13 protein-coding genes and 1 other RNA gene are annotated in these 14053 nt (G+C 65.0%); 8 read left to right on the top strand and 6 right to left on the bottom strand.

Annotated features, from left to right (window positions below):
- Nucleotides 1-11 precede the first annotated feature (11 nt).
- Both IVB29_RS18770 and IVB29_RS18765 read left to right on the top strand, forming a co-directional pair.
- Nucleotides 12-1418: an MATE family efflux transporter gene (locus tag IVB29_RS18770; RefSeq protein ID WP_247504851.1), complete on the top strand. Its 1407-nt coding sequence runs from the start codon at nucleotides 12-14 to the stop codon at nucleotides 1416-1418.
- 74 nt (nucleotides 1419-1492) lie between these two features.
- Nucleotides 1493-2971, top strand: a complete 1479-nt coding sequence (locus tag IVB29_RS18765; protein ID WP_247504850.1) for an O-antigen ligase family protein — start codon at nucleotides 1493-1495, stop codon at nucleotides 2969-2971.
- Nucleotides 2972-3141: 170 nt separating this feature from the next.
- On the opposite strand, the gene IVB29_RS18760 is transcribed toward IVB29_RS18765, so the two are convergent.
- From IVB29_RS18760 to IVB29_RS18750, 3 genes are all read right to left on the bottom strand, one after another.
- Entirely contained in the window at nucleotides 3142-4110 is a 969-nt protein-coding gene (locus tag IVB29_RS18760) for a tripartite tricarboxylate transporter substrate binding protein (protein WP_247504849.1), read from the bottom strand.
- Between the two features lie 102 nt (nucleotides 4111-4212).
- Complete coding sequence (locus IVB29_RS18755) at nucleotides 4213-5340, bottom strand: helix-turn-helix transcriptional regulator (RefSeq protein WP_247504848.1); 1128 nt, start codon at nucleotides 5338-5340, stop codon at nucleotides 4213-4215.
- 79 nt (nucleotides 5341-5419) lie between these two features.
- On the bottom strand, nucleotides 5420-6163 hold the full coding sequence (locus tag IVB29_RS18750; RefSeq protein WP_247504847.1) for a sulfite exporter TauE/SafE family protein: 744 nt from the start codon (nucleotides 6161-6163) through the stop codon (nucleotides 5420-5422).
- 241 nt (nucleotides 6164-6404) lie between these two features.
- Here IVB29_RS18750 and IVB29_RS18745 point away from each other — a divergent pair, with 241 nt between their 5' ends.
- A complete protein-coding gene (locus IVB29_RS18745; RefSeq protein WP_247504846.1) occupies nucleotides 6405-6665 on the top strand; it encodes a hypothetical protein in 261 nt (86 codons plus the stop codon).
- Nucleotides 6666-6671: 6 nt separating this feature from the next.
- Here the strand turns inward: IVB29_RS18745 and IVB29_RS18740 are convergent, their stop codons facing one another.
- The gene (locus IVB29_RS18740; protein WP_247504845.1) at nucleotides 6672-8042 is read right to left on the bottom strand and encodes a PLP-dependent aminotransferase family protein; all 1371 of its coding nucleotides are present in this window, start codon (nucleotides 8040-8042) and stop codon (nucleotides 6672-6674) included.
- A 49-nt stretch (nucleotides 8043-8091) separates the two neighbouring features.
- Here IVB29_RS18740 and IVB29_RS18735 point away from each other — a divergent pair, with 49 nt between their 5' ends.
- Together IVB29_RS18735 and IVB29_RS18730 are read left to right on the top strand one after the other, a co-directional pair.
- Nucleotides 8092-8556: a DUF983 domain-containing protein gene (locus IVB29_RS18735; RefSeq protein ID WP_256466894.1), complete on the top strand. Its 465-nt coding sequence runs from the start codon at nucleotides 8092-8094 to the stop codon at nucleotides 8554-8556.
- A gap of 74 nt (nucleotides 8557-8630) precedes the next feature.
- On the top strand, nucleotides 8631-9344 hold the full coding sequence (locus tag IVB29_RS18730; protein WP_247504843.1) for an alpha/beta hydrolase: 714 nt from the start codon (nucleotides 8631-8633) through the stop codon (nucleotides 9342-9344).
- A 125-nt stretch (nucleotides 9345-9469) separates the two neighbouring features.
- On the opposite strand, the gene rnpB is transcribed toward IVB29_RS18730, so the two are convergent.
- An RNA gene (gene rnpB / locus IVB29_RS18725) (RNase P RNA component class A) lies at nucleotides 9470-9886 on the bottom strand.
- 148 nt (nucleotides 9887-10034) lie between these two features.
- Here rnpB and IVB29_RS18720 point away from each other — a divergent pair.
- Together IVB29_RS18720 and IVB29_RS18715 are read left to right on the top strand one after the other, a co-directional pair.
- Entirely contained in the window at nucleotides 10035-10388 is a 354-nt protein-coding gene (locus IVB29_RS18720) for a YciI family protein (RefSeq protein WP_247504842.1), read from the top strand.
- Nucleotides 10388-11620 carry an RNA polymerase sigma factor gene (locus IVB29_RS18715; protein ID WP_247505138.1) on the top strand — a complete coding sequence of 411 codons (1233 nt, stop codon included), beginning with the start codon at nucleotides 10388-10390 and terminating at the stop codon, nucleotides 11618-11620. The genes IVB29_RS18720 and IVB29_RS18715 overlap by 1 nt, the downstream gene beginning before the upstream one ends.
- Before the next feature lie 148 nt (nucleotides 11621-11768).
- Here IVB29_RS18715 and IVB29_RS18710 read toward each other — a convergent pair whose 3' ends face one another.
- The gene (locus tag IVB29_RS18710; RefSeq protein ID WP_247504841.1) at nucleotides 11769-12551 is read right to left on the bottom strand and encodes an N-acetylmuramoyl-L-alanine amidase; all 783 of its coding nucleotides are present in this window, start codon (nucleotides 12549-12551) and stop codon (nucleotides 11769-11771) included.
- Nucleotides 12552-13063: 512 nt separating this feature from the next.
- On the opposite strand from IVB29_RS18710, the gene rsmH reads away from it, so the two are divergent.
- Nucleotides 13064-14053, top strand: coding sequence for a 16S rRNA (cytosine(1402)-N(4))-methyltransferase RsmH (gene rsmH, locus IVB29_RS18705; protein WP_247504840.1), 990 nt, complete (start codon nucleotides 13064-13066; stop codon nucleotides 14051-14053).

The following is a 14053-nucleotide window of genomic DNA, read 5'->3' as shown; positions in this document are numbered from 1 at the left end:
GATGGAATGAGATGAAAGACCTGACAGACGGCTCCATCGTGAGACACATCCTGGCCATGACACCGCCGATCATGGCCGGCATGATCTCGATCATGGTTTGCCAGCTGGTCGATCTGTATTTCGTGTCTGGCTTGGGCGATGCCGCCGTCGCGGGCGTCGCCGCGGCAGGCAATGCCGGCTTTCTCGTCAACGCGCTGCTGCAAGTGCTCGGCGTCGGCACGGTGGCGCTGGTCGCGCATGCCGTGGGACGCAAGGATCGAGCGGACGCCAATCTGATCTTCAACCAGGCGGTTGCGCTGTCGGTGCTGTTCGGCCTGTTGACCCTGGTCGCGGCAGCGGCGCTGTCGCGCCTCTATATGCGTTCGGTCGCCGCGGACCAGGCCACGATCGAGGCCGGAACAATTTATCTGTTGTGGCTCATGCCGGCGCTCGCGCTGGAATTCGTCATGCAAGTGATTGCTTCCGCGCTGCGTGCCACCGGCATCGTGCGCCCCGCCATGCTGGTGCGGGTCCTCGCCGTCGCCATCAACATCGCGCTGGCGCCGGTGCTGATCTCGGGCTGGGGCACCGGCTATGCGCTCGGCGTCGCCGGCGCGGGGCTGGCGACCTCGATCGCGGTCGCCATCGGCACCCTGATGCTGCTCGTCTATTTCCGCAAGGTCGAGCGCTATGTCGTCTTCAATCCGGCGCAATGGCGTCCGCAGCCGCGCCATCTGATGCGCATCCTCAATGTCGGCCTGCCGGCCGGCGGCGAGTTCTTGATGATGTTCATCTTCATGGGGGTGGTCTATTACGTGCTGAGCGATTTCGGCGCGGCGGCGCAGGCGGGATTCGGCATCGGGCAGCGGATGCTCGGCCTGATCCAGATGCCGGCGCTTGCGGTGGCGCTGGCGGCCGGGCCGATCGCCGGCCAGAATTTCGGCGCCGGCAACGGGGCGCGCGTGCGCGAGACCTTCGTCAAGTCGGCGCTGATCGTCACCGTCGTGATGGTCGGCTTCCTGATCATCGCGCAGTTTGCGCCGGGTCTGCTGCTGGCCGGCTTTTCGAACGATCGGGAGACCATGACGGTCGCTTACCTGTTCCTGCGGATCATCTCGCTGAACATGGTGGCGCAGGGGCTGATCTTCACCTGCTCGAGCATGTTCCAGGGCCTCGGCAACACCAAGCCGGTGCTTGTGAGCTCGGCGACGCGCGTGTTCACCTATTCGCTGCCGGCGATCTGGCTCTCGACGCGGCCGGGTTTCCACATGGAGTACGTCTGGTACCTGTCGATCGCGGCGACCACGCTCCAGGCGGTCTTGAGCCTGTGGCTGCTGCGCCGCGAGTTCAGGAAGCGCCTTGGGATGCCGCTCAAGGAGAAGGCTGCGGAACCGGCAGGCCCCGAGCCGGTCGCGCCTCTCGCCCGCGAGCCCGCGTAGCGACAGCTTGTTCTATCCCTGCTGCTCCGGCTAATTTGCCGGGCGGCGGGGATGGTGAGCTGCAGAAGGGCCGAATGACCGAAGTGACGAACGAGCTGCAGCCGGCGTCCATGCTCTCCGCGATCTGGGCGGCGCGCTATCGCACGCCGGCCCGCTTCGTCGCGCTGATCGCGCTGCTGCTGCCGTGGACGACGACCGGACTGATCTTTGCGCTGGTGCCCTGGCTGATCGCCTTTGCGTTCGTCGATCTCCGCGAATTTCCGCGTTCGCTGCTTCGCCCGATCTGCCTGCTGCCGATCGCGCTGGTCGTCCTCGCCGCTGTCGGGACGCTCTGGTCGGATGCGCCCTGGCCGGAGCGGATCCATGCGATCGGGCCGGCGGCGAAGCTGCTGGTGATTCCGCTGCTGATCTACCAGTTCGAGCGCTGGCCCTACGGAAATTGGGTGTTTTCGGCGTTCCTGGCGTCCTGCGCGCTGCTGATGCTGTACTCCTTCGCTGTTGCGATCGCCCCCGATGTCTCGCTGAAGCTTTACCTCTCGCGCGGGCCTTACAAGGTCGAAAGCGGAATTGCCGTGCGCAACTATATCGACCAGAGCCAGGAGTTCGCACTCTGTGCCCTCGCGCTGGTCTATCCAATGGTGGCGCTGTTCGGCCAGGGCCGCGTCCGCATCGCCGCGCTGTTCGCCGTGCTCGCAATCGGCTTTCTCGCCAACATGATGTTCGTCGTGGTGTCGCGCACGGCGCTGGTGACGCTTCCGGTCCTCGTCGTGGTGTTTGCGCTGCTGCATTTGCGCTGGCGAGCGGCGGTCTTAGCCGTCGGCGCGATGGCGCTGCTCGCGGTTTCGCTCTGGACCGTCTCGCCGCATCTGCGTACGACCGTCGCAAAGTTCGGTGGCGACTACGACATCAGCATCGTCGGAAACGATGTCAGCGGCATGGGCTCGCGCCTGGAATATTGGCGCAAGTCAGCGCAATTCATCGCCGACGCGCCGCTGATGGGTCATGGCACCGGGTCGATCCGCAGCCTGTTCGCAGGCGTGGCGGGTGATGCGGATGTCGATCGCTTGCGCGCCGAAATCGTCAGCAATCCGCATAATCAGACCCTCAGCGTTGCCGTACAGTGGGGCGCCGTCGGAATCCTGGTGCTCTACGCGCTGTGGGTTGCGCACCTGTTGATGTTTCGCGGCGAGGGGCTGGCTTGCTGGATCGGCCTGCTGGTCGTGGTGCAGAACATGCTGTCCTCGCTGCTGAACACGCATTTGTTCGATTTCACCTCGGGCTGGATCTACGTGCTCGGTGTCGGCGTCGCCGGCGGCATGGCGCTCGCCGCGAAGAAGATGAAGAGCCAGGCCAGTCATCCCACCGCGGTCGTTCGCGCGCAGGACCGATATCAGTCGCCACAGATTGATCGGAATGAGAGTGCAGTGGAGAAGAAGGATCGGCGTCAAATGCAGGCTCGCGGCGTAGACGATGAATACAACATTACTGCACAGTGCGGCGGTTCGCAGAGCGATCATGTCGTTCATGTAAAAGGTCAGAAGAACGAGACCTGACGCAATGCAGCCGATAAGGTCGGTCGAGGGCATGACAACCCCGCTCTCAATCGTGATTGATTGTGCAATTCGATCATCCCGCGGAGCGACTTTCCTGGCGCGGGCGGACCAGGTGCACGACATGACAGCGCTGAAACGCGCAGGTTGCGATATTCCATGCCGGGCGCCTGCTACTGGATCGGCGCGATCCCAACCTGCTTGATCAGTTTGGCCCATACCGGAGCTTCGTTCCGGATCAATGTTGCGAACTCGTCCGGCGTGCGCGTCACCACCTCCATACCGAGCGCTGCGAATTTTTCCTTCGCAGCGGGGGCTGTAACGGCCTTCAGCGCCTCGTCGTGCAGCATCCCGACGATCTGGGCCGGCGTTCCGGCAGGAGCCATCAAACCAAACCAGGCGCTGGCATCAAAGCCGCTGAAGCCGAGTTCGTCGAGCGTCGGCAGATCGGGCATGGCCGGCGAGCGCCGCAGCGAGGTGACCGCCAACGCGTGCAACTGACCGTCGCGGACCAGCGGCAGCACCGAGGCAATACTGCCGAAGAACATGGTGACGCGACCAGCAACGAGATCGCTCAATAATGCCGTGCTGTCGCGATACGGCACGTGCTGCATCTTGATGCCCGCCATGGTCTGGAACAGCTCGGCGGCGAGATGGGTCGAGGTGCCGATTCCGGCCGAGGCAAAGGTCAGCGCGGTGGGGCTGCGCCGTGCCAACTCGACCAGATCCCGTACGCTTGCGGCTGGAACGTCCTTGTTCAGCACCAGAACGTTCGGCGCAATCGTCACCTGCGCGACCGGGACGAGATCGTGCGCCGGATCATACGGCAGCTTGGCGTAGAGGGAGGGGTTGATGACGATCGCCGCATTGCCCGCCATCAGCAGAGTGGCGCCGTCCGGCGCCGCCTTGGTAACGTGATCTGCAGCGATATTGCCGCCCGCTCCCAGCATGTTCTCAACCACGACCGGCTTGCCCCACGCCGCTGTAAAACGTTCGGCCAGGATGCGCGCGGCCACGTCGGGCGCGCTTCCCGGGCTGAAGCCCAGCACGATGCGGATCGTGGTTTGCGGATAGGCGGGTTCCGCGCGCAACGGGTGCGCCAGAAACAAAAGCGTTGCCAAAGTGAATGCCAGCCGCGTCATGATCCGTCTCCTGTCAGCGCGGGGCATTGTCCGCGCCGATGGGCCGTTCGTCGTCACCCCGCGGGGTGAGGACGACACCAGCCCCCAATGAGGACGGCCGCCTCAGATCGCCGGGCCGAGCGTACCGGCGATCTGAGCGATGGCTCGCACCAGCTCAGTGTGGCCGCGGATTCCGACCTTGGCGTAAATCCGCTTGGTGTGGGTTTTCAGTGTGTTCCGGCTGATGCCGAGCATCGCGGCAACCGCCGACATGTCGTTCGCTTGCGCAAGCGCGGTCGCCACCCGCATTTCGGCCGCGGTCAGGCCGTGGCGTGCGGCCAGCAATGCGCTCGCCGCGTCGTGGCTGCGCGACACGTCGACCAGGAGCGCGATCGCGACAGGGCGCGCCATCGCGTGGTGCGACGAGCGATCGAGCGCATGGCCCCTTACCGGTGCCACAGTTACGCCGATGTCCCCGCCGTCGCCCCGCGGCAGGCGGATCGCCCCTCCGGCGCCACCGCGTACGGCGTCGCCGACCAGCGCGCGGAACGCGTTCGTGACAGACGGCGGACCGGATACGTCAGTGCCGGTGTTGAGGTGAAGCGACAGTTTTTCGGCGTGTGCCCGAGCCGTGGCATTGGCGAACAGCACCCGGTGCCCGGCATCGAAAGTGATAATGCCGGTCGACAGTGCGTCGAGCGCATCGCGCTCGGCCTGCGCGGCCACCCGATAATCGAGCATGCGTAATCGCAGTTCGGAGGCCCGCCGCAAATGCGGAAGCAGCGAATTCAAGACCGCAATGTCTCGTTCGCTGAACGGTCCCTTCGTTTCGCTGCGCTCGACGTTGATCGAGACTCTGAAGTCCGGGCGGTTGATTACGTTGACGATGGTGCCGTGCGCGATGTTCTGTGGCCGGAGCACATCGTCGTAGAACGTCGTACGTTTGAGCTGCGCCAGCGAAATCAGGTCATCGGAGCGCACCACATGGCCGGCCTTGAATCGACTCGAGCGCATCCATGGATTGGCGACATGATAGAGTTCATGGCGGCGCTTGCAGTCTGGGTCGATCCGGCCAAGTTCGTGGAACGTGTACATCTCGCGATTGACGCTGAAGCCGTGGATCAGCGCGCCCGCGCTGTCGGTCAGATCGGCAATGCCTTCCAGCACGGCGCTCCAGAGCGATGCGTCAAGCACGGCATCGTACATCGATCCGATCAGCGCTTCTCGCCTATGTTCGAAATCCGTCGACATCGCCAGGCCCTCTGCGGCGGGATCAGGATCGCCGATAAGCAATCAGTGCGCAAGCAGGCCGGCGAAATGGGCCCGCGCCCTAAATCGCGCCGATACTGTTCCAGACGAGAGTCAGGCCCGACAGGAACAAGAGGCCGAGCACGACATCGCCGAAATGCTTGTCGTTCAGCACGTGATAGACGCGCGCGCCGGCCCATGCGCCGATCAGCGTGCCGGGGAAGGCGACAGCTGCGAGCCAGACCACTTTCACTTCGACGAGGCCCGACGCCGTCTGCAACACCAGCGCCGTGGCGAGCACGGTGAAATTGAACAGCTGGAAGATGCCGCGCCGCTCATGCTTGTTCCAGCCGCGGATGTTGGCCCACAGGATCGGCAGCGGCCCGGAGAGGCCCGCAAGTCCGCCCAAGATGCCGCCAGCAAAACCGATTGCACCGTCGGCGATCCGGCCGCCGAATTTCACGGCGAGCGGCCGCTTGTTCAGATAGAGCGCGCTGGAAAAGATCAGCAGCAGCACGCCGATGCTCAACTTGAACACTTTTGGATCGGCGGAGGCGACCATCATGATCCCGAGCGGCACGCCGATCAGCCCGCCGATCAGGAACGGCCACACCAGCGAGAGGTCAAAGCTCTTCCACATCGACGGCAGCGTCGAGGTCTGCGCGATAACCGAGCAGATCAGCACCAGCGGCACCGCGAGCGAGGGCGGCAGCACGTAGAGCCAGATCCCAAGCGCCATCAGCGCGGTGCCGAACCCGGCCAGCCCCGAGACGAAGCCGCCGGCCAATGCGCCGAACAGCAGCAGCGCGTAGGTGAGCGTTTCCACCAATCATTTCCCGTCGTTAGCGGCGATGCCAAACGGTTGATCGCCGCTTGGCGCATAGCACAGATGCGGCAGGGAAGGTCAATTTCAAAACCGCACGCAAGCGTGATCCCCAAGGGGCCGACAAGCGGCCGGACCGACGGGCGTTCGCGGAAGACGCACCTACATGATGCTCCTACAGCAATTTGGGGGACCTGCCGGAAATCATGCCGCCCCGTCCCTGATGAGATGATGGAGCATGATCATGACCCGCACGACCATTGCAATTGCCGCTGCGCTTTTATCGGCGGCGGCCCTGATGCCGACATTGGCGCTGGCGCAGCTTTCCGAGCCCGCGGCCTATCAGGCCGCCCATCCCGACCGCGATGTGCTCAATGGCGGCCAGCTCACGCCCGCAGGCAGAGCGGCCCGTGGCGAGACGGCGGCACCGAGCGAAGCCTATGCGGCCTATCCGTCAGGTGTGGCACCGGTGGTTCGCTCCCGACATCGCCGTCACCACCAGTAAGAAGGTCTAGACGATTTGCCTTGTGTCGGCGGGCTTGTGCAGCGCGCTGACCAGGATGCGTAGTGCTTCCGTCAATTCGGATCGGTTGCGTGCCGCGCCCAGCGAAACGCGCGCTGCATGCGGCGGCGTCCCGTCCACGGCGAAGGCATCGCCGGCGACGATTGCGAGCCCATTGCGCAATAGATGCGCTGCGATGTCGGGCCGGCCTTCCGGCAGCCGCAGCCAGAGATGATGGGCGGCGGGCTTGGCGAGGAACTGAAAGCCTTTCAGCGCGCGTTGCGCCAACTGCTGGCGGCCGATGGCCTCGTTGCGAATGGCGGTGATGATGCGATCGGCGATGCCGGTCTCGATCCAATGCGTCACCAGCGCGACCATCAGCGGCGCCGGCATCTGCACGGTGGCCTGCAAGCAGGTTCTCATGTCCTGCTGGACAGAGTTGTCGGGCGTCACGAGATAAGCGACGCGCAGCGCCGGCGCGATGCATTTTGACAGTGTGGTCGCGAGATAAGTCCGCTCCGGAATGAGGTTGGCGATTGGGGACGCCGAACGGTCGAGCAGCCCGTAGGCGTCGTCCTCGATCAAAATCGCATCGGTATCGCGAATGATCCTTGCGATCGCGCTGCGCCGCTCGGCGGACAACGTCGCTGTCGTCGGATTGTGCAACGTCGGGATGAGATAGACGGCCTTTGGCTTGTGCGTGCGGCAGGCCTTCGCCAATGCATCGGGCAGGATGCCGCCATCATCTATCGCGACGCTGACAAGCCTGACGCCGAGTTGCGCCGCGGCCGCCTTGATGCCGGGAAAGGTGAGGGCTTCCGTGAGGACGATGTCGCCGGGTCGCGCGAGATAAGAGAGCAGGTTGAACAGGATCGTCTGCGCGCCCGGGAAGATCACGAGCCTGTCGGCATGCGCGTGCGGAACGCGTGCGCGCATCCAGCGTGCCGCGACCTCGCGCTCATGCGCGCTGCCGCCGGGCGGCTGGTAGTTCAGGAATGCGGTCAGCCCCGATTGCGCGCGGAGCGCTTCCATCCCGGCGATGATGCGCTCGTCGAGCTGCGCTTCCAGCGGATGCGGCGGCACGTTCATGGAGAGGTCGATCGCGACCGGATGCGGCAGGTCGACCGCGCGGCGCGCGCTGGTCTCCGACACGAACGAGCCCTGGCCGACGCGGGCCTCCATGATGCCGCGGCGCCGCGCCTCGGTGTAGGCGCGCGTCACCGTGGTGAGGTCGATGCCGAGCGCCTTTGCCAGTGCGCGCTGGGTCGGTAGTTGCTGTCCCCGCACCAGCCGGCCGGCGGCGATATCGGCCTCCATGGCCTCGACAATGCGCTGATAGCGCGGCCCTGATAGCTCCGAGATTGTAGGGGTCCAATCCATGCAATTTAGGTCCATATCCTTTGAATGTATGGATGCAGGATATTATTGTATGGATCAGCGAAAAGGAAGAGGTGCTGTGATGGCAACCGGTTCAGTCTCTCTCTCAAAGGCCATGTGGCGCGGCTTCCTGGGCAAGTGCCCGAACTGCGGCGAAGGACATCTGTTCGGCCGTTTCCTGAAGGTCGCGGACAGCTGCGACCATTGCGGCGAGGAGCTGTTTCACCAGCGCGCCGACGATTTTCCGGCCTATCTCGTGATGGTCGTGGTCGGCCATCTCGTGGTGCCCGCCATCCTCGCGGTCGAGACCGCCTATGCGCCGCCGGTCTGGCTGCAACTGGCAGTGTGGCTGCCGGTGACGCTGTTCGCCTCGCTCGCGCTGCTGCAGCCGACCAAGGGCGCCATCGTCGGCCTGCAATGGCAGATTGGCATGCACGGCTTTGAGGCGGGCAAGCTGCGGCGCGAAGCCGCCGGGCTCGCGCCCGTGCTCGTCAAGGCGGACACGCGCACTGCCTGAGGGGAGCCGCAGCGTTTACATCGCGCGGCCGGCCGCTACATTCCATCGTACAAACAAGAACGATGGAAACGCCGATGGCCCCACGTGCGAAGACTTTTCTCCTCTGTCATGGTGCATGGTCCGGCGGATGGGCCTGGACAAAGATGCATCCGCTGATGGCGCAGGCCGGTCACCGCCTGGTGGCGCCGACCTACACCGGGCTCGGCGAGCGCGCGCATCTCGCCAGCCCCGCGATCGATCTCGATACGCACATCCAGGACATCCTCAACGTCATCAAGTTCGAGGACCTCAGCGACATCGTGCTGCTCGGCCACAGCTATGGCGGCATGGTCGCGACCGGTGTCGCCGATCGCGCCCGCGAGCGCGTGACGCAATTGATCTATCTCGACGCCTTCGTGCCGCGCGATGGCCAATCGCTGCTTGATCTCAACGAGGGCGCGCGCGAGCCGATGTGGAAGGCGGTCGCGTCCGGTGATGGCTACCGCATCCCGCCGAATCCCCCGCCGCCGGATACGCCGCAGGCTGCTCTCGACTGGCTCAACGCGCGCCGCGTCAGCATGCCGCTCAAATGTTTCGAGGCGAAGCTGAAGCTCCAACACGGCGAACCTGCAATGCCGCGCAGCTACATCTACTGCAAGCGCATCCCGCCCGGCGACGTGTTCGGGCAGTTCGCCAAGCGGGCCAGGAGCGAGGAGGGTTGGGGCTATTTCGAGCTCGACGCCAGTCACGCGCCGAACGTGACGGCGCCGGAGGCGCTGATGGGTGTGTTGGACGAGATCGTCGGCTAGCTCCTTCGTCACCAGAAATGGTGAGGGGTCCGATGCGGTTAGCATCGAACCCCTCGTCGCTTCTTTAGTAAGACGCGTTTTCTTCATGCGAACCGGAAACCCACTTCGCTCGAAAACGCCTTTAGAGTATCAGCCGGCCTGTAAGCCGGGTTCTGTAAGGCACCGCCCGCTTGCGCGAACGATACGTGACGGCCATTCCTCTGGGACCATGTTTGCACATGGCCTCGAGCAACCTACCCGGACGGCGGGCCTGACATCGCCCCGCGGCGTTATCGCTTGCGCGAACAGCCCGCTACGCCGTCCCTATTCGGTTTTGCTCCCGGTGGGGTTTACCATGCCGGTCCCGTTGCCGGAGCCGCGGTGCGCTCTTACCGCACCTTTTCACCCTTACTTCCTCCGAGGAGGGAGCGGTTCGTTCTCTGTGGCACTTTCCCTGGGGTTGCCCCCGCCGGACGTTATCCGGCACCGTATGTCAAGGGAGCCCGGACTTTCCTCCCCGGCGGCCTTTCGGCACTTGCCGGAGCGGCCGTCCGGCCGACTGACGGGGTACGCATGGAGCATTTGTGACGGTTCCGTCAAGTCGAGATCGCAGCGCACGCGCGGCTGAAAATAATTTATCCTGAAGATGTCGTTTGGTCCGTGCCCCGTTCGACTGGATGTCGGTGATCCCACCGACCACAGGAGTGAGCAATGCAGTATCTGCTGCTGATCTACCGGAACGAAGCGGAATTGAGCAAGATGACCCCGGAGAACCGCCAGAAGATGTCGGCGGAGTACGGCACCTATACGCAGTCCATCGTCCAGAGTGGCCATTTCAAGGCAGGCGACGGACTGCAGCCGACGACCACCGCGACCACCGTGCGCGTGCGCGAGGGCAAGACTCTCACGACCGACGGCCCGTTCGCGGAAACACGTGAGCAACTCGGCGGCTATTATCTGGTCGAGGCCAAGGATCTCGATGCCGCGATCGAGCTGGCCGCGCGGATTCCTGGGGCCCGGGACGGGTCCATCGAGGTCAGGCCGGTGATGATCTACAACACGTGATCTCTCCTGCCGACATCGAGACGGTCTTTCGCGACGAGGCGGGGCGGGCGCTGGCCACGCTGATCCGCCTCGTCGGCGATTTCGATCTCGCCGAGGAGGCCCTCCAGGACGCCTTTGCGGTCGCGCTGGAGCGCTGGCCGGTTTGCGAGATGCCGGACAATCCGCGCGCCTGGCTGGTCAATGTCGCCAAGCACAAGGCGATCGATCGGGTCCGTCGCCGGATCGCTTTTCGCGGCAAGCAGCAGGCGTTTCTGCACGAGATTGAGCTGAACGCGCAAATGTCCGACGAACCGCCGGCCGTGCTCGACGACGACATGCTGCGGCTGATCTTCACCTGTTGCCATCCCGCGTTCGCGCCCGAGGTCCAGGTCGCGCTGACGCTGCGCACCGTCTGCGGGCTCTCGACCGCGCAAGTCGCGCGCGCCTTTCTGGCCAGCGAGGATGCCATGGCGCAGCGCCTCGTCCGTGCCAAGCAGAAGATCAGGCTCGCCGGCATTCCCTATGAAGTGCCCGAGCGCGATGCGCTGGCGCCGCGGCTCGATGGTGTGCTCGCCGTGATCTATCTCGTCTTCACTGAGGGCTATGTCGCGACCGAGGGCGCGGATTTGATGCGGCCCGATCTCGCCGCCGAGGCGATCAGGCTCGGCCGCCTGGTGGAGCGGCTGATGCCCGATCGCGCCGGCATCAAGGGCCTGCTGGCCTTGATGCTGCTGCACGATGCGCGCCGCGCCGGGCGCGAGACACAGACCGGGGACATCGTGCTGCTGGAAGAGCAGGACCGCACGCTCTGGGATCGCGCGCAGATCGACGAGGGGCTGCGTCTGGTGGACGATGCGCTGCGCGTGCCCGGCTTGCCGCAACCGTATGTCGTGCAGGCCGCGATCGCCGCGCTGCATGCGCGGGCGCCAAGCTATGAACAAACCGACTGGCCGCAGATCGCCGGGCTCTACGAGGTGCTGCTGCGCATCAACCCGTCGCCGGTGGTCGAGCTCAACCACGCCGCGGCAGTGTCGATGGTTGACGGTCCGGCACGCGCGCTCGATCTCGTCGATGCGACCGCTGCCCGCGGGGGCTTGCGTGGCTATGAGCTGTTGCCCGCAGTGCGCGCGGATCTGCTGCGACGGTTGGGGCGCAAGGACGAGGCGCGCGAGGCCTATCGCGCGGCAACGGAGGCGACGCACCTCGAGCCGTTGCGGCGGCTCTATGCGCGGCGGCTGAGGGAGATGGGGTAGGCCTCTCTTGCCCCGGACGCAACGCAGCGCTTCTTTAGCGATGCGTTGCAGAGCCGGGGCCCATCTCACCGTCGCCGATCTTGTCGCCGACTGGGTCCCGGCTCGCGCTTCGCGCGTCCGGGACACGAGACTGGCGCAAGCCTCACTGTCACTTCGACGCGACGGCCGTCGCATCCGCCGGCAAGCTCGCCAGCAGCGCCTGCAAGGTCGACAGCGTCGAATGATCCGCAACCCCATCCAGCCGCGCCGGACGGAAATGCCGCTGGAAGGCGGTGACGACTTCCATCGTCGCGGCGTCGTATTTGCCGGTCAGCGGCACGCCATAGCCGTATCGGGCGAGTGCCTGCTGCAGGCTCAGCACCTCGTCGCTGATGGTGCCGAGCATCAGGCTCTCGCCGCGCACGACCGGCGCCGGCGTCACCCAATGTCCGACGCCGGAATTGGCCAGCGAATGCCACGGAAATTTTTCGCCGGGGTCCTTCTTGCGCGCGGGCGCGACGTCGGAATGGCCGAGCACCCGGTGCGCCGGCACCTTGCGGCGGAGCATGATGCCGCGGCACAGCGCGATCACGGCCGCGATCTGGCGCAGCGGATATTCCGGATAACCCCAGTCGTGGCCGCGATTGACGATCTCGATGCCGATCGAACAGGAATTGATGTCGTCCTCGCCGGCCCAGGCCGAAACGCCGGCATGCCAGGCGCGCCTCGCCTCGGGCACGCTCTGCACGATGCGGCCGTCCTCCAGCACGATGTAGTGCGCCGACACTTCGGTGCCCGCCGTGCACAGCCGCGCCAGCGCGCCCTCGACGTCGGGCATGCCGGTGTAGTGCAGCACGATCATGTCCGGCTGTCGTGTCTTGGCGCGCTCACCATGGTTCGGCGAAGGGATGATGTCGGAGACGGTCGAGGAATCCGGTTCGAACGTCCGCATGCTCGCCGCGGCCTTGGGAACCGGGAGAACGCGCTGACGTTTCGAATCAGTTCCAGGTGGTGTGGACGAACCGGACGACATAAACAGCTCAAGTCGGACAGGAGAGTGGGCCAAGCCCTTCTCTTTACTATTCCTTTACCCTCCGCTCCGCGCAATCGAGCGGTTTGGTTAACGGGCGCATTTTGGCGCATGTGTGTGGATGACGCATCACCGCGGAACGACCTTTTCGACTTGTAACAAGCCGGTCAACGCTTTCTTAACGCTAAGGGCCGTTACTGAGAGATGAAGAGCCGACCCGCGTCCGGAGGCGGCCAAAGCGTATTTTGGCTCGAAATCCCATGGCTGCCCGACAAATTCCAAGGGGAATACTGGGTTGGCGGCCCGGGACGACCGGGCGCGGTAACCATGATGGGCAAGGGTTGGGTCGTGGAACCGGCGCGAGGCGGAATTATTCGAGGCGTTATGGGCTCGCTCGTCTCCGATCTCGCATGCGCGTTCGGCAGGCGTTACCCATGAGTTCGGCTCCGCACATCCCCGTTCTCGGTCGCGAGGCTGTCGACCATCTCGCGCCGCGCGAGAGCGGTATTTATGTCGATGCCACCTTCGGTGCGGGCGGCTACAGTCGCGCCATCCTCGATGTTCCGGGAACCCGGCTGATTGCGATCGATCGCGACCGCACGGCCATCGCAGGCGGCGCCGAGCTGGTCGAACGCTCCGCCGGCCGGCTGACACTGGTCGAGGACCGCTTCTCCAATCTCGCCGAGGTCTGCGCGGCGCAAGGCGTCGATGGCGTCGACGGCGTCGTGATGGACGTCGGCGTGTCCTCGATGCAGCTCGACCAGGCCGGCCGTGGCTTTTCGTTCCGTCTCGACGGCCCGCTCGACATGCGGATGGGGCAGACGGGACCGACCGTGGCCGACGTGGTCGCGCGTGCCTCGGAAGGCGATCTCGCCGACATCATCTATCTCCTCGGCGAGGAACGGCATTCGCGCCGCATCGCCCGCGCCGTCGTCGCGGACCGCGGGGAGACGCCGTTCACGACCACGCGCCCGCTCGCCGATCTCGTCGGCAGGGTGGTTCGCTCCAAGCCCGGCGATATTCATCCGGCGACACGGACGTTCCAGGCCCTGCGCATCTTCGTCAACGAAGAGCTTGACGAGCTTCAGACCGCGCTGGCGGCGGCCGAGCGCGTGCTCAAGCCCGGCGGCCGGCTCGTGGTGGTCTCGTTCCATTCGCTGGAAGACCGCATCGTCAAGAATTTCCTCGCTGAGCGTTCGAAGACCGGCGGCGGCTCGCGGCATCTGCCGGAAGTGGCGCAAACCGCTCCGAGCTTCCAGCTGCTGACGCGGCGGCCTGTCATCGCCGGCGAAGAAGAAGTCGCAAACAATCCGCGCGCGCGGTCTGCAAAGCTGCGTGCTGCCGAACGCACCGACGCGCCCGCGCATCGCGATGACGAGCAATCGCCCTGGCCAAAACTCTCCGACGTGATGAGGGGAGGCTAG

It is taken from the genome of Bradyrhizobium sp. 1, assembly GCF_023073315.1.
Classification (GTDB): Bacteria; Pseudomonadota; Alphaproteobacteria; order Rhizobiales; family Xanthobacteraceae; genus Bradyrhizobium.
Note: the sequence above shows the minus strand (reverse complement) of the source record. Positions and strands in the feature narration are given on the sequence as shown.